This is a genomic window from Steroidobacter sp., assembly GCF_036406195.1.
In the GTDB taxonomy this organism is placed as follows: Bacteria; Pseudomonadota; Gammaproteobacteria; order Steroidobacterales; family Steroidobacteraceae; genus Steroidobacter.
On the sequence record NZ_DASWVW010000045.1, the window covers coordinates 25,261 to 47,231 of the forward strand.

The 21,971-nt window shown below is 63.0% G+C and carries 21 protein-coding genes; 9 read left to right on the forward strand and 12 right to left on the reverse strand.

Annotated features, from left to right (window positions below; all coding sequences use genetic code 11):
* The first annotated feature begins 190 nt into the window (after positions 1-190).
* The 8 genes from VGE08_RS17925 to VGE08_RS17960 all read left to right on the forward strand — a co-directional run bounded on the left by VGE08_RS17925 (position 191) and on the right by VGE08_RS17960 (position 9,566).
* Positions 191-1,789 (forward strand): phytoene desaturase family protein, encoded by a 1,599-nt coding sequence (locus VGE08_RS17925; RefSeq protein WP_331069283.1) that lies wholly within the window; start codon positions 191-193, stop codon positions 1,787-1,789.
* 19 nt (positions 1,790-1,808) lie between these two features.
* Complete coding sequence (locus VGE08_RS17930) at positions 1,809-2,993, forward strand: thiolase family protein (protein ID WP_331069284.1); 1,185 nt, start codon at positions 1,809-1,811, stop codon at positions 2,991-2,993.
* A gap of 16 nt (positions 2,994-3,009) precedes the next feature.
* On the forward strand, positions 3,010-3,450 hold the full coding sequence (locus tag VGE08_RS17935) for a Zn-ribbon domain-containing OB-fold protein (protein ID WP_331069285.1): 441 nt from the start codon (positions 3,010-3,012) through the stop codon (positions 3,448-3,450).
* A gap of 13 nt (positions 3,451-3,463) precedes the next feature.
* The gene (locus tag VGE08_RS17940; RefSeq protein WP_331069286.1) at positions 3,464-3,913 is read left to right on the forward strand and encodes a MaoC/PaaZ C-terminal domain-containing protein; all 450 of its coding nucleotides are present in this window, start codon (positions 3,464-3,466) and stop codon (positions 3,911-3,913) included.
* A gap of 18 nt (positions 3,914-3,931) precedes the next feature.
* The gene (locus VGE08_RS17945) at positions 3,932-5,503 is read left to right on the forward strand and encodes an AMP-binding protein (protein WP_331069287.1); all 1,572 of its coding nucleotides are present in this window, start codon (positions 3,932-3,934) and stop codon (positions 5,501-5,503) included.
* A gap of 11 nt (positions 5,504-5,514) precedes the next feature.
* Positions 5,515-6,684 (forward strand): acyl-CoA dehydrogenase family protein, encoded by a 1,170-nt coding sequence (locus VGE08_RS17950; protein ID WP_331069288.1) that lies wholly within the window; start codon positions 5,515-5,517, stop codon positions 6,682-6,684.
* On the forward strand, positions 6,681-7,769 hold the full coding sequence (locus VGE08_RS17955; RefSeq protein WP_331069289.1) for a phosphotransferase: 1,089 nt from the start codon (positions 6,681-6,683) through the stop codon (positions 7,767-7,769). The genes VGE08_RS17950 and VGE08_RS17955 overlap by 4 nt, the downstream gene beginning before the upstream one ends.
* Before the next feature lie 123 nt (positions 7,770-7,892).
* Positions 7,893-9,566, forward strand: coding sequence for an OFA family MFS transporter (locus tag VGE08_RS17960; RefSeq protein ID WP_331069290.1), 1,674 nt, complete (start codon positions 7,893-7,895; stop codon positions 9,564-9,566).
* Between the two features lie 14 nt (positions 9,567-9,580).
* Here the strand turns inward: VGE08_RS17960 and VGE08_RS17965 are convergent, their stop codons facing one another.
* From VGE08_RS17965 to VGE08_RS17975, 3 genes are all read right to left on the reverse strand, one after another.
* Positions 9,581-11,320, reverse strand: a complete 1,740-nt coding sequence (locus VGE08_RS17965; RefSeq protein WP_331069291.1) for a bifunctional protein-serine/threonine kinase/phosphatase — start codon at positions 11,318-11,320, stop codon at positions 9,581-9,583.
* 5 nt (positions 11,321-11,325) lie between these two features.
* Entirely contained in the window at positions 11,326-12,150 is an 825-nt protein-coding gene (locus VGE08_RS17970; protein ID WP_331069292.1) for a formate/nitrite transporter family protein, read from the reverse strand.
* 455 nt (positions 12,151-12,605) lie between these two features.
* A complete protein-coding gene (locus VGE08_RS17975; protein WP_331069293.1) occupies positions 12,606-13,535 on the reverse strand; it encodes a LysR family transcriptional regulator in 930 nt (309 codons plus the stop codon).
* A 102-nt stretch (positions 13,536-13,637) separates the two neighbouring features.
* Between VGE08_RS17975 and panB the strand changes: the two genes are divergently transcribed.
* Positions 13,638-14,489 (forward strand): 3-methyl-2-oxobutanoate hydroxymethyltransferase, encoded by an 852-nt coding sequence (gene panB, locus VGE08_RS17980; RefSeq protein WP_331069294.1) that lies wholly within the window; start codon positions 13,638-13,640, stop codon positions 14,487-14,489.
* A 191-nt stretch (positions 14,490-14,680) separates the two neighbouring features.
* On the opposite strand, the gene VGE08_RS17985 is transcribed toward panB, so the two are convergent.
* The 9 genes from VGE08_RS17985 to VGE08_RS18025 all read right to left on the reverse strand — a co-directional run bounded on the left by VGE08_RS17985 (position 14,681) and on the right by VGE08_RS18025 (position 21,968).
* On the reverse strand, positions 14,681-14,989 hold the full coding sequence (locus tag VGE08_RS17985) for an MbtH family protein (RefSeq protein ID WP_331069295.1): 309 nt from the start codon (positions 14,987-14,989) through the stop codon (positions 14,681-14,683).
* Positions 14,990-15,031: 42 nt separating this feature from the next.
* A complete protein-coding gene (locus VGE08_RS17990) occupies positions 15,032-15,304 on the reverse strand; it encodes a hypothetical protein (RefSeq protein WP_331069296.1) in 273 nt (90 codons plus the stop codon).
* A gap of 117 nt (positions 15,305-15,421) precedes the next feature.
* Positions 15,422-16,378, reverse strand: coding sequence for a pyridoxal-phosphate dependent enzyme (locus VGE08_RS17995; protein WP_331069297.1), 957 nt, complete (start codon positions 16,376-16,378; stop codon positions 15,422-15,424).
* Positions 16,379-16,435: 57 nt separating this feature from the next.
* Positions 16,436-16,978 (reverse strand): nitroreductase, encoded by a 543-nt coding sequence (locus VGE08_RS18000; RefSeq protein ID WP_331069298.1) that lies wholly within the window; start codon positions 16,976-16,978, stop codon positions 16,436-16,438.
* 10 nt (positions 16,979-16,988) lie between these two features.
* The gene (locus VGE08_RS18005) at positions 16,989-17,876 is read right to left on the reverse strand and encodes a MaoC family dehydratase (protein ID WP_331069299.1); all 888 of its coding nucleotides are present in this window, start codon (positions 17,874-17,876) and stop codon (positions 16,989-16,991) included.
* 64 nt (positions 17,877-17,940) lie between these two features.
* Positions 17,941-19,038 (reverse strand): tetratricopeptide repeat protein, encoded by a 1,098-nt coding sequence (locus tag VGE08_RS18010; RefSeq protein WP_331069300.1) that lies wholly within the window; start codon positions 19,036-19,038, stop codon positions 17,941-17,943.
* A complete protein-coding gene (locus VGE08_RS18015) occupies positions 19,035-19,466 on the reverse strand; it encodes a cytochrome c-type biogenesis protein (protein WP_331069301.1) in 432 nt (143 codons plus the stop codon). Before VGE08_RS18015 ends, VGE08_RS18010 begins: the two co-directional genes overlap by 4 nt.
* Entirely contained in the window at positions 19,463-19,996 is a 534-nt protein-coding gene (locus tag VGE08_RS18020; protein ID WP_331069302.1) for a DsbE family thiol:disulfide interchange protein, read from the reverse strand. Before VGE08_RS18020 ends, VGE08_RS18015 begins: the two co-directional genes overlap by 4 nt.
* A 13-nt stretch (positions 19,997-20,009) precedes the next feature.
* A complete protein-coding gene (locus VGE08_RS18025) occupies positions 20,010-21,968 on the reverse strand; it encodes a heme lyase CcmF/NrfE family subunit (RefSeq protein ID WP_331069303.1) in 1,959 nt (652 codons plus the stop codon).
* Between the last annotated feature and the right edge of the window lie 3 nt (positions 21,969-21,971).

A 21,971-nucleotide genomic window follows, 5' to 3' on the forward strand; every position in this document is an offset into this window, starting at 1 on the left:
CCTGGCCATCAGGCTATCACTTGCTCTATGAGACTTACAATAGCTTCCCGGGCCTCGGGCGCTTCGGCGACACTGGCGCCGTCCCGACTATGACTATCGTCAATTTACCCGTATTGATCACTTGCGCAACAAGACTGACTGGAATAGATTCCGCACACGGCGTTTCGGCCGCTGTCACAGGATTCTTGCCATGTCCCAGAAATTCGATGTCATCGTCATTGGCGCTGGAGTCGCGGGTCTCGGCGCTGCAGCGTTGCTAGCCCGAGACTTCAAGCAGCGGGTGCTGGTGCTCGAACGCGCCCCATTCATTGGCGGGCGAACGCTCTCCTATGTCGGCAAGGGCAACAAGGTGACTGCCGACGGCATCGAGATGGACGCGCGTGCCTTCCGCAAGTCGCTGGCTTATGCCCACTGTTATCTAGGCAAATGCACGCCGAGCATCGAGGAGATCTTCGAGCGCGGTCTGCTGGATGGCCGCACCTTCGAGGCCGGCGGTCACGGTTTGTTCTGGGGCAACAAGAGTCGCGTCGACTGCCTGATGAAACATTTGGGTGTGCAATGGAACCTGCCGCTCAACCGGGGGCTCGGCTTCGTCGAGTGGGAAGGCGAAGGCAAGTCCGGCAAGGCCTATCAGGTCGGCAAGAACGAGCCGTATCAGTGGATGTCCAAGGAAGGGTTCGCGGCCACCATGGCGCAGCTGCGCGACATGGGCACCGCGACGTTCACGGACATGGCGAAGCTGATGAAAACACCGCTGCAGACCTGGCTGGAACAGCGCGGCCTGCATCCTGAAGCCTACGACTACATCAAGGTGCTCGCGGCCTCCCAGACGGCGATGGCCGAGCCCATGATGACGCCAACCGGCGATTTCCTCGGCTACATGGCAATCGCCGGACAGATCGGCATGAACCTCATCAAAGGCTCGGTCGCGACCGCCGACGAACCCGGCACGATCGCGATTCCGCAGGCGTTCGAACGCGTGGTCGAAGCGCATGGCGGCGTCGTGATGCGCAATACGCGGGCCAAGGAGGTCATCATCGAGAATGGACGCGTCACCGGCGTGCGCATCCACTCGCACGACAACGAATACGATCAGGACCGCGTGATCCTCGCCGACCGGGTGATCTGCACGATTCCTCCCAAGTACATGTTCCGAGTGCTACCGAGACAGCACTTCCCCTCCGACTGGGTCCAACTGCTCGAGCACAAGTTCTGGGGCGCGGGACTGCTCACGGGCTGGTGCGGCTTGAAGCGCAGCGTGATGCCGGACATCGGCCTGGAGGAAGGCAGCTTCGTCTACATGCCTGGGGTCATTCGCGATGAGGGTTACATCGGCGCCGTCGACATGGTCATGTGCGACTTCTCGGCCTGGGGCGGCGGCCAAGCGCGCCGGGCTCCGGAGGGCAAGCGCGAGTTCTACTTCTCGACCGCGCTCACCGATGAAGAAATGCGCAACCCCGACCGCGTCAATCGCGTGATCAATCTGTGCGAGGACTGGGCACGCACCACGTTCCCGACGTGGGACCAGGATTGCGAATTCATTCTGTGGACGCCTTCGCCGGAGGCTTACGGGTTGTGGCGTCCGGTCGGTGTCGACCGCCCTGACGTGCGTTCGCCGCACGTCGAAGGATTGTTCTTCGCGGGCGATCAATACGGCAAGCGGCTCTGGGGCGGCGGTGTCGACGGCGCATCGCTCTCTGCGGTGCTGTGCGTCGACGCCATGCAGGGCACGAATCTCGAAACCACCATCATGCCCGCGTGGCATCAGGGCATTCCGGAGGTCGCCTGAGGGCGGACTGGAGCCATCGATGTCCAACCATCGCGGCCAGTCCGCCATCGTCGGTATCGGCGAAGTTCCAACGGGCCGGTTCCCGGAGCGAGGCGCCATCGCCTTTGCCCTCGAATCGGCTCGCGCCGCCATCGTCGATGCCGGCATTCGCAAGGACGAAATCGATTTCGTGATCCCGACCGGCGCGCTGTTCAGCGCGCAGTTCTCCAACGAGCTGACGACCGGTCGGCTCGTCGAGGAGCTGGGGCTGCCGGGCGTAACGTCGAACTGTCAGGTGTTCTCGGGGGGATCGAGCAGCACCAACGCACTGCGTATCGCCAGCGCGCTGGTCGAAACCGGCCGGGCGCGCTGCATCTTGTTCGTGCATGCGGACAAGCTCGGTACGGGCTTGACGGCACAAGGCGGCATCGATCTGTTCTCGACCGCGGGCATTTCCTCGGAGTGGGAAGTCCCATTCGGCCAGCACTACTCGACCGTCGCCGCGCTCGCGACGACGCGCTACAAGTACGAGACCGGCTGCACGGATGAGGAGCTGTCGGCGGTATGTGTATCGAATCGCAAGTGGGCGCAGCTCAATCCACATGCGTTCTTCCGCACTCCCCTCACGATCGACGAGGTCATGGCCTCAAAGATGCTCTCCACGCCGTTGCGCGCCAAGCAGTCGAACATGCTGTTCGACGGCGGCGGCGCGTTCATCGTCACCTCTGCGACGCGTGCGCGCGATCTCACTGATCGACCTGCCTACGTGCTTGGCGAAGGTGGAGCCGTAACGCACTTCGTGTATTCGCAGGAGGCGGATCTGACGCGTTTCGGCTGGGCGCGCGCGGCGCAGGAGGCCTATTCCGCGGCTGGCATCGGCCCTGGCGATATCGACGTGGCGGAGATCTACGACTCGTATCCGATCTATCAGCTCATCGCTTTCGAAGAGCTCGGTCTCGCCGAACGCGGTGCGGCTGGCGCGATGTTCCTGCGCGGCGATACCTGGCCCGGCGGACGCATGCCCACCACCACGGACGGAGGCATGCTCGCCAAGGGACACATCGGTGCCGGAGGGTCGGTATCGCTACTGATCGAAGCGGCGCGCCAGGTCATGGGTAAAGCGGGCGAACGGCAAGTTCCCGATGTTCGCTTTGCAATCGAGACCGCCACCGGCGGCACATACATGGACGCACAGGTCACGATTCTCGGCAACGTGGTGCCCTAGTGTGAAGGAGACAACCGTGAGTTCTCAGGCAACGCGACCAGCGAAACCCCTCCCGGCCGTGCATCCCTGGTCGCAGGCATTCTGGGACGGCACGCGCCGCAAGCAGCTCCTGATCCAGCGTTGCTGCTTCTGCAAGCGCAACGTGTTCTATCCCCGCCTGTATTGTCCTCACTGCTTCGCCGCCGAGCTCGAATGGGTGCCCGCGTCCGGGCGTGGGACGGTCTACACCTACACCGTAGTTCACAACAACGCACCGTCGGCCTTCGCCGCCGATGTTCCCTATGTGGTCGCCGTGATCCGCCTCGATGAAGGCGTGCAGATGCTTTCCAACCTGGTGGATTGCTCTGCCGAGGAGTTGTGCTGCGGCCTGCCTGTCGAGGTGACATTCGAAAAACTCGACGAGACCTTCACGCTGCCGAAATTCAGGCCGGTTCGCCCCCCTGAACGGCAATCCTGAGAGCCAACACGTCATGACACAACAGAAGTACGGAGATGATTTCAAGCCGGGCGAGATCTACGACGCCGGCCGCATCACCGTGACCGAAACGCACGTCGTCAACTGGGCCGGGCTCACGGGTGACTTCTACCCGCTGCACATGGACGCAGAGTACGCCGCGCAGACTCAGTTCGGCGAACGTCTCGTGCACGGCCCGATGATTTTTGCACTTGCCGTCGGGCGAGTTGCACTCGCGGGCTTCGGCGGCGACAGCGCGATCGCCTGGCTCGGCGTCGACAACCTGCGGATGATGGCGCCGGTGCGCATCGGCGACACCATTCGCGTGTCGGTTGAGATCAAGGAGATGCGTACTACCAGCGATCCCAAGAAAGGCGTGGGTATGTGGCACTACAGTGTGCACAATCAGCGCGGCGAGCCGGTGATGTCCTTCGATTACAAGATGCTGTTCCACATGCGCGGCTGACACCGCAGGAAACGCGCCATGGACATGACGATTGCAGATCTGTATGAGCGAGCCGTGCGATACGGCGGTACGCGTACCGCCGTGACGGACGGGACTCGATCGTTGACGTACGCACAGCTTGGCTCGCTTGGCGACCAACTGGTGAGCGCCCTACGCAGCCGCGGAATCAAGCGCGGCGATTGCGTCGCTTTGCTCATGGCGAACTGCATGGAGTACCTGGTCTGCGAATACGCGCTCGCAAAGCTCGGTGCCACGCGCGTGCCCCTTGCGGTACTGCTGGGCAGCGACGACCACATCTACATGCTCAACTTCGCTCGGTGCCAGGCGCTCATCTATCACCAGAAGCTCCTGGATCGTGTCGTCGGCATGCAGCCGAGCTTGACCAGTGTCGAACATTACATCTGCGTGAGCGGCGCCGATACGGTGAAGCTGCCCGCAGGGCACGAACGTCTGCAGGATCTACTGACCGGGCATCAGCCAGCCACGGCGACCGCGCCAGTTCATCCCGAGGATATCGCCGGCATCTACTTCACCGGCGGCACCACCGGACGTCCGAAGGGCGTGATGCTCTCGCATCGCTCCTGGTATCACACCTACTGCACTGAAATGCTCGAGTTCGGGCTCGGCTGGCGCGAAACCTTCGTGTTCGCGACGCCCATGACTCACGCCGGCGGCTGTCTGCTATTGCCGGTGTTGTTGCGCCAGGGACGATGCGTCGTACTCGATCATTTCTCGCCCGATCTTCTGTTCGATACCGTGCGAACCGAGCGCGCCACCTCGACGCTGCTCGTGCCAACCATGATCTACATGCTGCTCGATCATGCCGAGCGCACGAACGCTACGATGCCAACGTTGCGTAATGTGCTATACGGCGCGGCGCCGATCGCGCCGGAACGCTTGAAGCATGCGATAGCGCAATTTGGCCCCATCTTCACGCAGTTCTTCGGACAAACCGAGGCGCCGATGGCGCTGACTGCGCTACAGCGCGAAGATCATGTAGTTGCCGATCCTGCGCGCGAGATCGAAGTTCTCTCCTCCGCCGGCCGGCCGACCTACGGCACCCGCATCCGCTTGATTGACGACGACGGCCGCGACGTCGAGACCGGCACACCCGGCGAGGTGATCGTGCAATCGCCCAACGTGATGAGCGGCTATCTACACGATCTGGAAACAACCTCGCGCACGCTGCGTGACGGCTGGCTTCACACCGGCGATATCGCGCGCATGGACAGCGAAGGCCTCATCACGATCGTCGATCGCAAAAAGGACATGATCGTGACAGGCGGCTTCAACGTCTACCCGCGCGAGGTCGAGGATGTGCTGTTCGAGCATCCCGCCGTTCTCCGGGCCGCTGTCGTTGGCGCGCCCGATGACAAATGGGGCGAACAGGTCAAGGCCGTTGTCACATTGCGAGAGGGTGCGAGTGTCAGCGCCGCGGACCTCACCGAGTTCGTCCGCCAGCGCAAGGGCAGCTTGCTCGCGCCGAAGTCCATCGACTTCGTCGACGCCATCCCGCTGACCAACCTCGGCAAGATCGACAAGAAGGCGCTGCGCGCCCGCTACTGGGCGGGCCGCACGCGCGGCATTTGAAGGAGTCGTCAGTGGATTTCATCGAGACACCGGAACAATCACTGTTGCGAGACACGCTGAGGAAGTTTCTCGACAAGGAACTGCCGCGCGAACGCGCGCGCGAGCTGGACCTGAAAGCCGAGTATTCGCCCGAGACTTTTCGCAAGCTGTGCGATCTCGGCGTCGCCGGGCTGATGGTTCCGGAAGAGTACGGTGGCACGGGCATCGACGTACTCTCGGCGATCATCGTGATCGAGGAGCTAGCCAAGCGCGGCACATCGCTTGCCGGACCTTTTACGCATTGCGCGTTCTACGGCGCGATGAACATCGTCGAGCACGGAACGGAAGCACAGAAGCGCGAATTCCTGCCGAAGTTTGCACGAGGCGAGCTGCTGTTTGCCTACGGTCTCAGCGAACCCGACGTCGGCGGCGATCTTGCTTCTGCATCCGTCACGGCAACGCTGAGTCCTGATGGCAAAACCGTCACCATCAATGGCACGAAGCGATGGTGCACGGGCGCTCGCATCGCGGATTACATCTACACGCTGGTACGCAGCGGCAGCAAGGACGCTCGTTACGAAAACCTGTCCATCGTTCTGGTCCCCACCGACGCGGCGAACCTGAAGATCGTGGACATCGACCACATCGGCCTGCGCTACAGCGCGACGACCGATGCGATCTTCGACGGCGTGCAAGTACCGGCAGAGAACATCGTGGGCGGCATGCAGGCATGGAATCGGGGCTGGGGCATGCTCGCCGGACGCGGGCTCGATGTCGAGCGACTCGAGATCACTGCCTCCACGTTCGGCATTGCTTGTGCGGCCGTCGAGGACGCGTGGCGTTACTCGCAGGAGCGCAAGCAATTCGGTCGACCCATCTGCGCACATCAATCCGTCCGCCACATGCTTGCTGAGGCACGCACACGGCTGGCGGCATGCCGGCACATGCTGTATCACGCCGCCTGGCTCGCCGGCCAGGGCCAAGACTGCAGCGTCGAGAGCTCGATGGCGAAACTGTTCGTCGCCGATACCGCGGTTGAGATCGTGCTCACATGCCAGCGTGTGATGGGCGCGTACGGCTGCGCCCGCGAGTACGACATGGAACGTTACGTCCGCGACATCGTTTGCATGCCGATCGTGGGCGGGTCCTCGAACATGCAGAAGAACAACATTGCCAACCGCTTGGGACTTCCTGCCAAATGAGCGCGCCCGATCTGCAATCGAACCAGGGACCCTCACCTGACGCCGCCACCGGCGCGCAGCCCGTCAGCACCAAGCATCGTTTCGATGAAACGTCGCTGCTTCGCTATCTCGACCAATCCCTTCCGGGATTCGCCGGGCCGATGCGCGTATGGCAGTTCGCGGGCGGCCAATCGAATCCGACCTTTCTGCTCGACGCTGCGAGCGGCAAATATGTATTGCGCAAGAAGCCGCCAGGGAAATTGCTGCCCTCGGCACACGCTATCGATCGGGAGTACCGGGTGTTGCGTGTCCTGAAGGATGCCGGGCTGGCCGTGCCCCGCGTGCACCTTTACTGCGACGACGCTTCGATCATCGGCACTCCCTTTTACGTCATGGAGTACGTTGCCGGGCGCATTTTTACCGACCCGGCGCTACCTACGCTCAGCCGCGAAGAGCGCCGTGCCGCGTATGACTCCATGAATGCCGCGCTCGCGTCGCTGCATCGCGTCGACTGGCGGGCGGAGCTCGCGGACTTCGGCCGCCCGGAGCGCTACGCACAGCGACAGATCGAGCGTTGGAGCAAGCAGTATCAAACGACCAAGACCGAAGTCGTGCCCGCCATGGATGAAGTGCAGACGTGGTTGCTGGCCAATGTGCCGCCCGAAGGACCGACGTCGATTGCACATGGCGACTACCGCATCGGCAATCTTCTCTACGATGCCAACCGCCCGAGCGTCGCCGCGATCCTCGACTGGGAGCTGTCCACCATCGGCCACCCCTACGCCGATCTCGCCTTCAACTGCATGTGCTACTACTTTCCACCCGGGGACTCGATCGCCTCGGGACTCGCGGGCCTGGACCTGAAAGCGCTCGGCATCCCGTCCGAGGACGAATACCTGGAAGCATATGCTCTGCGCACCGGCAACGATCCGCGCCCGCAATGGCGATTCTTCATGGCATTCAGCCTCTACCGAACCGCCGCGATTCAGCAAGGTGTCTATGCTCGCGCGCTGGCGGGGAATGCGAGCTCAACGCTGGCAGAACGATTTGGCGATCTCTACCGGACGACAGCCGCCACTGCTTGGGACGTAGCACGCGGACGCTGAACTCCGCGCAGCAGCGCTGCCATTGTTCGGATCGGTGGCCCTCACCCATTGACAGGCCATCCCATTACGTTGGACCCTCCGGCGCGAACGGCTGTACGCAAGGAAGCGACACGAGGGTACCCAATGGCCAGCACCATCAGCACCGATTCCGTCCTTGGTTCGGATCTGCGCGCCCCAGGTCTGCTCGACAGACAAAGGACCATCGCCCGGCCAGGCTTCAATCGCTGGCTGGTGCCGCCGGCGGCACTGGCGATTCATCTATCGATCGGCATGGCCTACGGCTTCAGCGTGTTCTGGTTGCCGCTGGGCCGCGCCATAGGCATCCAGCAACCGGTCACTTGCGACAGCACGGGCTTTCTGAGCCTGATCACTTCGACGCAATGCGACTGGCCGGTGTCGATGCTGGGCTGGACCTACACGCTGTTCTTCGTCCTGCTCGGCTCGTCGGCGGCATTGTTCGGACACTGGCTGGAGCACGCCGGGCCGCGTCGCGCCGGTGTGGTTGCAGCGCTGTGCTGGAGCGGCGGTTTGTTCGTCTCGGCGCTGGGCGTCTACTTGCATCAAATATGGCTGATCTGGCTCGGCTCCGGTGTGATTGGCGGCATCGGACTCGGACTCGGCTACATCTCGCCGGTGTCGACCCTGATCAAATGGTTTCCAGACCGTCGGGGCATGGCCACGGGCATGGCGATCATGGGTTTCGGCGGCGGCGCGATGATCGGCGCGCCGCTGGCCGATCGATTGATGAACCTGTTCGCGGGCCCCACGACGGTGGGCGTGTGGCAGACCTTCGTGGTCCTGGGCATCCTCTATTTCATTGCCATGATGCTCGGGGCGTTCGGCTATCGCGTGCCGCCGTCCGGCTGGCAGCCGGCCGGGTATGTGCCCTCGAACAACAACAGACGTTTGATGACGTCGGGACACGTGCACGTCAACGAAGCCATCAAGACGCCGCAGTTCTGGCTGCTGTGGGGCGTGTTGTGCTTGAACGTGAGCGCAGGCATCGGCGTCATCGGCATGGCGTCGCCAATGCTGCAGGAAGTGTTCGGCGGGAGATTGATCGGCGTGCAGGCCACGCTTGCCGAGCTGGCGGCCGATCAACGCGCGCAGGTGGCGACCATCGCGGCGGCATTCGCCGGCCTGTTGTCGTTGTTCAACATCGGTGGACGCATCATGTGGGCATCCTTCTCCGATGTGATCGGCCGGAAGATGACGTACATGGTGTTCTTCCTGCTTGGCATCGCGCTGTACGTCAGCGCGCCGCTGGCCGGCGAGGCCGGGCGGGCAGCTTTGTTCGTCGCCATCTTCTGCGTGATTCTCACCATGTATGGCGGCGGCTTCAGCACGATCCCCGCCTATCTTGCGGATCTGTTCGGCACCCAGCACGTCGGCGCCATCCACGGGCGACTGCTCACTGCATGGTCAGTGGCGGGCATCGTTGGTCCAGTGGTCGTCAATTACATTCGCGAGTTTCAGCTGGCTCATGGCGTGCCCGCGAACCAGGCTTACAACATCACCATGTATGTGCTGGCCGCCATGCTGTTGGGTGGATTGATATGCAACCTGCTGGTCCGGCCCGTGAAAGAACATCACTACATGAGCCAAGAGCAACTTGCCGCCGAGCGCGCCAGAGCGCACGAGCAGGCGGCGGCCGAACAAGTGACCGCAGTGCCCGCAGGCTCCACCGTCGTTGCCAGCAGCCCCGCCCTGCTCATCGCAGCGTGGACTGCCGTCGCCATCCCACTGGCGTGGGGAATCTGGATCACGCTCACCAAATCGTTGGCGTTGTTCCGATGATGGGCGGTGCCATCTCAGCGATAGCTCAGCAGCACCAGGATGACAATCATCAGGAGCGCTGACACAGTCTTCCAGAACACCAGCGGATTTCGGTCCAGCAGTGGCGGCCGAGTCCGCCGCAGATATTCCTCGTTGGGATGGCTCAAGTCGTACACGAATTCGGACAGTTCCTGGTAACGCCTGTCCGGATCGGGCTGGGTGGCCTTCCTCAAGGTCTCGTCGAACCATGCAGGAATGTCGCGTTCGTCATCGAGCAGCGATCGGTAAATCAGTTTGCGTTGCGCGGCCTTGGTTCGTGCTTTGGCGACTTCGGCGCCGAATGGCAGGCGGCCCGTGAGCATCTGGTACGCGATCACGCCGAGCGAAAACAAGTCAGACCGGGACGTTCCCGCCTCGCCCAGGAAATATTCCGGCGCGGTGTATTGCAAGGTGCCATCCGGAAGATTCGTCACCTCCGAGGAGCTTTCCACGATGCCGGCGACGCGAGTGGAGCCGAAGTCCATGATCTTCACCGTGCCGGCGGTGTCGATCATGATGTTGTCCGGTCGCAGGTCCTGATGCAGCATTTCCAGGCGATGGAAGGCCTGTAGCCCCTTGGCAATCTGCTCGACGATACCGCGCACCACAGTCAGCCTCGGCTTGGGGTTGTCGATCATCCACTGCGTAAGTGTCTGCCCGTCGATGAGCTCCATCACCGTGTACAGATACTGGCGTTTGCGGGTTGGCGGGACCGCGCGCATGACATACGGGCTGTCGATGCGGCGCGCGATCCAGTCCTCCAGCAGAAACCTCTCCAGGTAAGCCGGATCGCCGCGCAGGTCCACCGAAGGTGTCTTGATCACCACCGGCGCGGCCGGCGCGCCCTCATCGCCCGAAACGTCCTGGGCAAGATAAACGTGGCTGCGACTGCTGATACGAATCTCGCGAATGATGCGGAAGCCGTCGAGCTCCATTCTGGGCGAGAGCTCCGGCGGTAACGGCAGCTCGCTGAGCTGATGGTGGATCTCGCTCGCCTCGGCTTCGGGAACCTCATCCACTCGCACGATCTGAATCGTGAGATTATCTTCGCTGCCCTGCTCGTAAGCATGGTTCGCGATCGCCCTGGCGAGCACGTCCAGATCCTCCACCTGCCCCGCCATCGCATCGACAAAGAATCGCGGGCTGACGTGCTCATGGATGCCATCGGTGGCGAGTATGAAGACATCGCCCTGCGCCACGCCCAACGAACGATAGTCGATCTCGATCTGCGGGCTCATGCCCAGCGCACGACTGAGATAACTCGTCTGCTGCGAGACCCACAGCCGATGCTCCTCGGTGAGTGGCTCCAACGAGCGCCCACGCAGCCGATAGATTTTCGAATCGCCCGCGTGCAAGACGTGCGCCGTGGTGGACTTGATCACGAGCGCACTGACCGTGCACACGTAACCGCGATCCTGATCGTAGCGATACTGACTCTGCCGCGTTTGGGCATACAGCCAGGAATTGATCGCCGTCAGCACCCGGCGCGCGGAATGCTTCACCGACCACGCCGGCGAGGTGCAGTAGTAATCCTCCAGGAATCCTTTGACCGTGGCGTCGGCGGCGACCTGGCTGACGTTGCTGCTACTCACGCCGTCGGCCAATGCGACGGCGATGCCCTTGGAGGTGAGTTGCGGTTCCGCCGGAATGCAGGCGCCATGGCAATCCTGGTTGATCTCCTTGCGGCCCCGGGCCGAATACTGCCCGAGGGAGATTTTCAACCGCGTCGGCGACATTCCGGTCAGGCGGCCAGGCGAGTGATCTTCCTCTTGGCGCCCGTCCGCAAGTGCGTGGAATACAACGTGAGCCCGGTGAACGCCAGCCCGCCCACGACGTTGCCCAGCACCGTCGGAATCTCGTTCCAGATGAGGTAGTCCATGATCGAGAAGTTGCCGCCCATGATGAGCGCGGACGGGAACAGGAACATGTTCACCACGGAGTGCTCGAAGGTCATGGCGAAGAACACCATGATGGGCATCCACATGGCGATCACCTTGCCGCTGACCGAGGTGGAGATCATGGCGCCGACCACGCCGGTCGATACCATCCAGTTGCACAGCACACCCCGGACGAACAACGTGAGCATGCCGGCCGCGCCATATTCCTTGTAACCGAGCGTGCGCGCCTCGCCGATGCCGGCGATGACCTTGCCGACCGCGTTGGGCTCGGTGGAAAAGCCGTTGGTGAATACGATCGCCATCAGGAATGCCACCGTGACCGCACCGGCCAGGTTGCCGGTGAATACCAGTCCCCAGTTTCTCAGCACGCCCGTCACGGTCACGCCCGGGCGCTTATCGAGCAACGCCAGCGGTGTGAGCACGAACACGCCGGTCAGCAGATCGAATCCCAGCAGATACAGGATGCAGAAGCCGACAGGAAACAGGATTGCGCCGATGATCGGATAGCCGGTCTGCTGCGACATGGCCACGGCGAACACGGCCGCCAGCGCGAGAATGGCTCCTGCCATGTAGGCGCGGATCAATGTGTCTCGCGTGGCCATGAAGACCTTCGATTCACCCGCATCGACCATCTTGGTCACGAATTCCGACGGTGCCAGATAAGACATTTTTCTCGAACGCCTCGTGAGTGTGCGCCACGCTCGTGCGCCTCGAGTCCGCGCGAGCAACGTTGGGATCATGGAAGCTTGGATTGACTCACTCGCCGCGTAGCGAGATGCGCGAGTGATCGAGCGGGACGGAAGAATGCCCGCCAAGGCTGCGACGCCTTTCGACCCGTCGTTGGATCGAGCGATCAGGGTCGAGCAAGAGACATGCCAAAGTTCCAGGCGCGGCGTCAGTGCCCGGGATGACGGCGGCAGCAGCGTTTGAGCGTGTTGAACGACGGTCGCCAGCTCGTCCGGGCGCGTTCATTTGCGCCGAGACGGTGCAACGCCCGGCCTGAATGCCCCGTATTCGAGCCGAACCAGACGACCTGCCAGGGGGTCGCGCGCGGCACTCGCGAGACGATCACGTTGCAGCTCATGGGGCGCTCGCGGCTGCAGCCCAGCCTGGACGGCTGATCTCAGCGGATCGCGGCGGTCAGCTCCAGCCCGGGGACGTTGTGCAGCTTGGCGATCTCTTGATTGGTGATCGCCACGAAGTCGCGCGCCGCCGGTGACAGGTGATGCCAGTGCCGGAACGCCCACCCGATGGACACGGGTGGAAGATCCGAGATCAACACGGCCTTCACCGAACCGGTCTTCTCGAAGTTGCTGGCGTGAACAGCAGGGACGATGGCCTGACCCAGGCCGAGCTCGACGAACAGCTTCGCCGTATCGAAATCGTCGACCGTCACTTCAGCCTTCAGCTCCACGCCCCGTTGCGACGCTGCGTGCTCGATGGCGCTGTGATGAGTGGTGCCGCCCGCCAATCCCAGGTATCGAATGCCCGCCAGGTCCTGCAGCCGCAACTTGCGACGGCGCGCCAGCTCGTCGCTCTTGGTAGTCAACAGGAACAGCCGCTGCCTGGCGATGATCTTTTCATTGATGCCGCGGACCGACTCGCCGATGGTGACAAAGCCCAGGTCGGCTTGATTGAGCCGCAGGATTTCAAAGCAGCGGCGTGTCGACGCGGCGGGCAGGAACCGCAGGTTGACGCGGGGATGCTCCTTCCTGAACCGCACCACCGCGTGTCTCATGAAATGACGAACCGTCGTGCCACCCGTGGTGATGGTCAGCGTGTCCGACTCGCCGTGCTGTAGCGCCCGCACCCGCTGCAATCCGACTTCGATGGCATCCAGCCCTTCGAGCGCGAACTCCTTGAGCACCTTGCCGGCCGTCGTGGGCTGAATGCCGCGCGCGTGGCGTTCGAACAGGCGAATGCCCAGCTCGGCTTCCAGACGGGCGATGTGCTGGCTCACCGAGCTCTGCGTACGCTGCAGCTCCCGCGCCAGGGAGCTCATGCTGCCGGCCTCGCAGGCGGCGACCAGGATGCGAAGGTCTTCGAGGGTCATGGCGACATATAAGCATTTACTTAAGGCATTGCAAAGCACCTTAGCGTTGACTAATGCCTGCATAGATGAAATCGTCGCGCCCGTGAACCGGGAGACAGGTTTGTGAAGGGTCAACGACTTTCGACTACCGACATCGTCGCCATGAAGCGTCGTGGCGAACGCATCGCGATGCTGACCGCATACGATTACACATCGGCGCAGATGATCGATGCGGCCGGTGTGCCGGTCATCCTGATCGGTGACACGGTGGGAATGGTCGTGCAGGGCCAGGGCACCACCCTGCCGGTGACGCTCGACCAGATCATCTACCACTCGCAGATGGTGGCTCGCGGCAGCCAGCGCGCCTTGCTGGTGGGCGACATGCCGTTCATGACCTATCAGGTCTCGGTAGACGATGCGCTACGCAACTCGGCCCGGCTGCTCACTGAAGGCAAGGTGGGCGCGGTGAAGATCGAAGGCGGCGCCACGATTGCACCGACCATCGAGCGGCTGGTGAGCGTCGGCATCCCGGTCTGTGGCCATCTCGGCTTCACTCCACAATCCGTCCACGCCATGGGCGGCCCACGCATCCAGGGCAAGGAGCCCTCCGCGGCCGCGTCCCTGGTGGCCGATGCCAAAGCGCTCGAAGCCGCCGGCGCGTTCGCCATCGTGCTGGAGCTGATTCCGGCGTCGGTCGCGCAGGAGATTTCGCAGCGAGTGTCGATTCCGACCATCGGCATCGGCGCCGGGCCCCACTGTGACGGCGAGGTACAGGTGTTCCACGACCTGTTCGGCCTCTACACCGACTTCAAGCCCAAACACACGCGTCGTTATCTCAACGTGGCGCAGGACATCAGCGCGGCTGCCCGTCAGTTCGTCAGGGATGTGTCGGAAGGCACCTTTCCAGGCGCCGAACAGACCACCGATCTCGGTGCCGAAGCCAAAGAGCACTTCCGTGCCCTGCTGACGGCTTGATCGCTCCCGCCAGCGCCTGAAGCTCGCTCGCGTCAGCCCGACGTGCAAATTCAGAGGGGCTCAATAGGTAACACATGAATCCAGCGCGGCAGTAGCAGACGTCAGCGCGCATACATGGACGCGCTGGCGCCGCCGCAGGGAAGGCACAGCAAACGAATGTGATTGCTGGCCGAACTGGTTGACCTCATGCCTCAGGGTGAGGCCGGCGCCGCAGGCTCACTCGACTCGCCGGGTGGCACGGGCGGCGTGGCAACCTCGCTCGACTCGGTCGCTGCAGCACTCTTCTTCGCGTGTTCTTCCATCCAGATCCGCAACGACTTCGGCCGCATGTCGGTCCACACCTTGCCGACGTAGTCCAGGCAGGTCTTCTTATCGCCGGCCACGCCGCAATCCTTCCAGCCGCGTGGGATGTCCATCCCCTCCAGCCACAGCGAATATTGCTCTTCCTCGTTCACCAGGACGCGGAACTTGCCATTCTCGTCATCGAATCCACCAGCCATGGCGTACTCCTCTGATCGGTCTTCGCAATAAGCCGCGCGATGCTACTGGGTGAAATGCAGCGAGACCTGGATGAATCCCCGCACGACGACGGCGCAGTCGAGGGCGAACGCGCAGTGCCGTGATTTCCAAGTGGAAACAGCGATGGTGCGCGGGCTGCTCGCGATATGGCGCAAAGAGTCAGGCGTGGATTGTTTGCTGATCCGATCGCCGCGTGCGTGCGGTGCCGATGACAACAAAACAACAGGGTCACTTGATGCCAGCACGCTGGCGGCCGGCCGAAACCGCGACGGAACCAGCGTTTGCAGTCCGTTCAACCAGCCTCCTCCAGCCATCGGCGGGGCTAGTGTGCAGCAACGGTCCGCATGAAAATAAAGTGCGCCCGATGGCGACATGTGTCGCCGGGTATTTTTGTCACACTCGCTGCTACGCGACTACTCTCCGGGTTTCATCCAGGGCAATGCGTCCAGATCGAGATTGCCGCCCGTGAGGATGATACCGACGCGGCGGCCGGCGAGATCGAGCTGCCCATCCACCAGCGGCCCGTAACCCACCGCGCCGGACGGTTCCACGATGATCTTGAGGACTTCCCAGATCGTGCGCATGGCGTTGACGATCTCGCTCTCCGACACCGTGACGATGCCGTCGACGTGACGTTGTATTTCCTCCATCGTCAGCTCGCCCAGCGCCGAACGCAGCCCATCGGCGATCGTGTTCGGCGAGATGCTGGGCATGATGCGGCCGGCGGCCAGAGAGCGCGCGGCATCGTCGGCCCCCGCGGGCTCGACGCCGAACACCCGAATCTCCGGGTTGACGCTCTTGGCGGTGACCGCAACGCCGCTGAGCAAACCGCCGCCACCCACCGGACAAAGGATGTCCGTGAGATCCGGAACATCTTCCAGCAACTCCAGCGCCGCTGTCCCTTGCCCAGCGATGACTCGCGCATCGTTGTATGGATGAATGAACGTGGCGCCGGTACGCTCGGCCACGCTCTTCGCCGTGCTCTCTCTCGATGCGATCGTAGGCTCGCACTCGATAATCTCGGCGCCATACCTGCGCACCGAGGCGAACTTCGCTTGTGGCGAATTCGAGGGCATCACGATATAAGCGGGAATGCCTCGCAGTTTGGCCGCGCGCGCCAGAGCCGCCGCGTGGTTGCCCGATGAATGCGTGACCACGCCACGCCGGGCTTCCTCTTCGGACAGCAACGCGACGGCGTTGGTCGCGCCACGCGCCTTGAATGCGCCGATCTTTTGCAGATTCTCACATTTGAAAAACAGCCGGGCGCCCGCCTTGGCATCGAGCGTGGCGCTGGTCATGACCGGCGTGCGGTGGATGCGATCCTTGATGCGTGTGTGAGCGGCGCGTACATCGGCCAGCGTCAGGGTCATTCCTATCCCCTTTGGAACTGCGAGTGCAGCGCGCGACAGTATAAACGAACGCAGGGCTCAAAGACGCTTGATGTCGAGCGGTGCCTCCACCAGCGGCCCGGGCGATGCCACCGTGCCCAGATAAACGATCGCGACAATGTGATCTTCCGGCGCAAGCCCGCACAGCGCTTTGACTGCCGGATCGTACGCCGCGGCACCCGTTTTCCACATCGCGCCAAAGCCGAGCGCATGCGCCGCGAGCAGCATGTTTTGGGAGGCGGCCGCCGCCGCGGACACCTGCTCGATCTCCGGAATCTTGCCCTTGCTGATCTTCGCACCGACCACCACGATCACCGGTGCACGCATCGCCTTGGCACGCTCGGCATCGAGATGCTCCTGCGGCGAATTCGGTACGCGCGAGCGCAGGCAGTTCGCCATCGCATCGCCGAGTTTCTCGCGAGCGGTACCTTCGAACACCGTGAACCGCCACGGACGCAACCGGCCATGATCCGGTGCTCGAGTACCGGCGCGAATGATCTGCTCCAACTGCTCGGCGCTCGGCGCCGGCTCGCTGAGCTTCAAGGGAGAGGTTCGCGTCCCAATACCTTCCAGCAACTCCATCTCGGTTCCTCTACAGCGTCCGGACCTGCATGGACAAGTGCAGCCGGTCGCCCTTCATCGTGCACATGGAAATATCCGCGCCGCCCGGCACTGCCCAAGTGCGCGCCAGCGCCTGCGACGGAATGTAGACCGGCAGCTTGAACTGCGTGTCGATCTGGATCTTCTCGTTCGGGATCAGCGGCGCGGCCGACGCCAGGCACCGGCCCATGGACCACATGCCATGCGCCACCGCCTGCTTGAAACCAAACATCTGCGCGGTGCGCGCCGTCAGGTGAATTGGATTGAAATCGCCGGAGACGCGGGCATAGCGCCAGCCGGTGTTTTCCGCGACCTCGAGCGTGTCCGTGTGGGTGCCCTGCTCGGGATGGTTCGAACGCTCGATGACCGGACGTTTGCTGCCCTCCTTGGCGGCGGAGGTGCCGCGAGCAAACATCGTGCTGATCTCCTCCCACACGACCGTGCCGTTCTGCTCGTAGCTGGTGGTGAAGTCGTACTCCTGGCCGGCATCCGTCAGGCGCATGGTGTCGAAAAGCACTCGCAGCCGCAGCGGTGCACGCTCATCGACCGGCGCGAGCACGCGAATGGTGTTGCGCAGATGGATCAGCCCCAGCACTTTCACGGGGAAGTTCTTTACGACGAACAACTGCATGTGCAGCGGCATGGCGAGCACATGCAGATACGCTGGCGGCAATCCCCGGGCCGACGCCGGCACCGCGCATACCTCGCGATATCGTTGGATGTGCGCCGCCGACAGCACCACCTTGCGCGCCTCTAGCTCGACCGGCGCGATGACAGTACCGCTCGGCGCGCTGTAGGGCTTGCGGCCGAGCAACACGCGCGCGAAGGCCGGGACCATCGAGGGGCGGCGGGCGTAAGAGATCTTGATGGGTGGTGACATCAATGAACGTTGCAGGTCGATGACGTTAGGACGTTAGAGTGACGATGCCCTGGCACACGGCGGGTCAAGGCACGACGCGATCGATGACGATGGTCAACGGACCGCTGCTCTTGCCGAATTCGTAGTCGGCCTCGCCGTATAGATCGCCCGATTGCTGCTGGGGCGCGCCGGACCGCGACAACCGTGCAACAACCACCACCTTGGGCGCGGTGGCGATGGAGCGAGCCGGGATCATCGCATCACTTTCCGTAAGTGTCACATTCAACGGCAAATCCGCCGAGCTATGCCGTTGCACCGCTAACGGTGGCCCGCCCGCGCTCGGGTCGCGCGCCAGAACGAACAGCGGTACCGTGTCCGATACCTGCTGCCGCAGTTGCGGTGACAAGGACACGGAGACCTGTATGGTTCGCGAGCCCGCCTGGGCAGGCGCCACCTGCGGCGCCGGCGCTCGAGGAGCAGCACCCGCGGTTGACCCGCCCTCGCCCAATTGCTCGTCCAGATCCTGGATCTGCCGCTCGATCACGCTGCGCACTTCGGGAGGCGGATTCTGGGCCATGAGCAGTCGAAAGCGATCGCGTCCCTGCCGCAGATCGCCGGAGCGCAGCGACGCAATGGCGCCGTACCAGAGAGCTTTGGGATGATTCGGCGCCATGCCGAGCGCTGCGTCGAACAGCTGGCCAGCGCGGCCCGTGAGCGAAGCTTCGTCCGTCAGCGCCAGCGCTTCGCCAAGCGCCACCACGACTTCGACGTTCTCGCCCTTGCTCAGGTTGTACGCCTGTTGGAATGCATCAACCGCGCGTGGGTAGCGCTCCAAATGCATGTAGGAACGGCCGAGCATGAACCAGCCTTCGATGTTGTCCGGATTCTGCGCCAGCTTGGCTTCCAAACCCTTGACCGCTTCTTCGATGTCGGCGGCCTGGGTGGACTGCATCTGCACCGCCTTCCAGTCCCAATTGCTGAGGCCGGCGTACATCACGATGGCCAGCGCCGGCACCAGCAGCACGACAGCCGCGCCCGAGAAGCGGCGTTCGGTCCGATACGAGCTCAGCTCGGTGGAGTCGCTCGTCGCGCTCTCACCCCGGGGAGCACGCAGCAGCGGCAGCACCAGCCACAAGCACGCCGCCAACAGCATGGCGACGCAGACGATGATGAAAGCGGTCACGAGGCACCCAGGCCGGGATCGGAAGGATCGGTGTCAGGCAGCTTGGACTTGCGCGAGATGACCACGGCCGCGGCGATACCGCCCCCAAGCACCAACAATGCGGGCGCGGCCCATAGCAACCAGGTGCGTGGCGCAACCGGTGGCTTGTACAACACGTAATCGCCATACCGATCGGTCATGTATTTCAAGATCTCCTGATCGCTCTTGCCGGCGGCCATCAACTCCCGCAGCTGGCGCCGTAGATCGACAGCGAGCTGGGCGTTGGAATCGGCGATGGTCTCGCTCCGGCACACCAGGCAGCGCAGCTCGCGTGCCAGCCGTTCGTAACGCGCCTGCAGCGCCGGATCTTCGAAGGCTGGCGCCGTGTCGATGGCGAACGCCTGCATGCCGAACAACGCGACGATCGCGGCGAGCAGCAGCTGCTTCATGGCGACACTTCCTTGGCCTGCGCGAGCAATGGCACGAACTCTTGCTCCCAGATCTGCAGCGTAATCGGTGCGATATGTTTCTTGAGCACTTTGCCGTTGGCGCCGACCAGGAATGTCTCCGGCGCCCCATACACACCCCAGTCGATAGCCACGCGGCCTTCGCCGTCGAATGCGCTGACCACATAGGGATCGCCGAGCTGACGCAACCACATCAGCGCCTGCTCGCGGTCATCGTTCCAGTTCAGACCGACGATGGGCACCTCGCCGCGTCGCGCGATCTCCAGCAGCGCGCCGTGCTCTTGCCGGCAGCCGCCGCACCAGGTGCCCCATACGTTCAACACATACGGCTTGCCGGCAAACTCGCTGTTGGAGAAGGTTTTCGACGGATCGTCCAGACGCGTCAGCTCGAAAATCGGCGCGCTCTTGCCGATCAGCGGCGACGGCAATGTTTGCTTGTCGCGCCCCAGGCCGAAATACAGGAAGCCGACGAGTACAGCGAACAGCCCGATGGGAAGCAGGTACTTGATCATGCGTTGACGAGGCTCAGGCAGTCTTCACGCCGGCCGTGGCTGCTTCCACGCCTTCGTTCACGGTGACGCGCTTGCGATAGCGCCGATCGCATGCGGCGATGAGTCCGCCCAGTGCCATCACGGCCGCGCCCAACCAGATGAACCGGACCATCGGCTTGTACTGCAAGCGGAAGCTCCACGCGTCCTGGCCCAAAGGCTCACCCATGGCGACGAACAGATCCCGATTCCAGTGCGCATCGATGCCAGCTTCGGTCATGGCGCTCTTTTGCACGCGATAGATGCGCTTCTGCGGATGGACGACGGCCACTTGCTCGCCATCGCGCGTAATCACCACTTCGCTCTGCACGGCCTCGTAGTTCGGTCCCGTGACATCCTCGATCTTGGTCAGGGTGAACTTGAAGCCCGCGTGCTCGGTGCTCTGACCAGGCTTGAGGCTCAGATCCGTTTCCTCCTTGTAGGACTCCACGGTGGTCGCACCCACGATGAACATCGCCAGCCCGAAGTGCGCCAGGCTCATGCCGATGATGCTTGCTGGCAGCGAATGACCCTTGCGCCAACGGCTGATCGGATCGACCAGCGAAGACCCCGCCACCCATAGTGCGGCCGTCAAACCGACCACGGTCATCACCGAATTCCAACCGTACACGCCCACCGAGATCGCCAGCGCGAGCACCAGCGCCGCGAGCAACAGGATGCCGAGCAGCTTTCGAGTCGACTCGAAGGTTTCCCTTTTCCAGGACGCATGCATGCCCACTGCGAGCAGGAACACCAGCGGCAGCATCGGCACCAGGAACATGAACTCGAAGTACGGCGGGCCCACCGACACTTTGTCGAGCCCGAATGCATCCATGAACATGGGATAGGTCGTGCCGATCAGGATCACCGCGGTCGCGGCGACCAGCAACACGTTGTTGAGCAGCAGGAACGACTCACGCGACAGCGGCGCGAAGCCGGCGTTCGATCGAAACAGTGGCGCACGCCAGGCATACAGGCCCAACGCCACACCGATGCAAATGCCCAGGAACGAAAGGATGAACAAACCGCGTCCCGGATCGCTCGCGAACGCATGCACCGATTCGATCACGCCGGAACGAACCAGGAACGTGCCGAGCAGCGACAGCGAGAACGCGATGATCGACAGCAGCAGCGTCCAGCTCTTGAACAGGCCGCGCTTCTCGGTCACCGCCAGCGAGTGAATCAGCGCCGTGCCGATCAGCCAGGGCATGAACGAGGCATTCTCCACCGGGTCCCAGAACCACCAGCCGCCCCAGCCGAGCTCGTAATAAGCCCACCAGCTGCCGAGCGCGATGCCGCAGGTTAGAAACATCCAGGCCACAGTGGCCCACGGACGCACCCAGCGCGCCCACAGCGAGTCGAGCTTGCCTTCCAGCATTGCGGCCACCGCAAATGCGAACGGCACCGAGAAGCCGACGTAACCGATGTAGAGCATCGGCGGATGAATCGCCAACGCTGGATCCTGCAGCAATGGATTGAGGTCGCGCCCATCCGGGAATGCCGGCCACACGCGCAGGAAGGGATTCGACGTGAGCAGAATGAACAGCGCGAATCCGGCACTGATCACGCCGAGCACACCCAGCACGCGGCTGGTCATCTGGTGCGGCATGTTGCCGCTGAACGCCACCACCGCCATCGACCAGGTCGCCTGCACCAGCATCCACAACAGCAGCGAACCTTCATGCGCGCCCCACACGGCGGCGAAGCGATAGAACGTCGGCAGCTCCGAGTTGGAGTTCTGCGCGACGTACAGCACCGAGAAATCGTTCTGATAGAAAACGTAGGAGAGACACGCGAACGAGAACAGCGCGAATACCCATTGGCCCGCTACCGCGCGATTCGCCAGCGCGATCCAGTGCGGCCGGCGCAGGTGCGCTCCCACCAGGCCGAAGAACGCCTGGGGCAATGCCAGGCAGAACGCCAGGATCAGCGCGAAGTGTCCTAGTTCGGCGGCCATGTC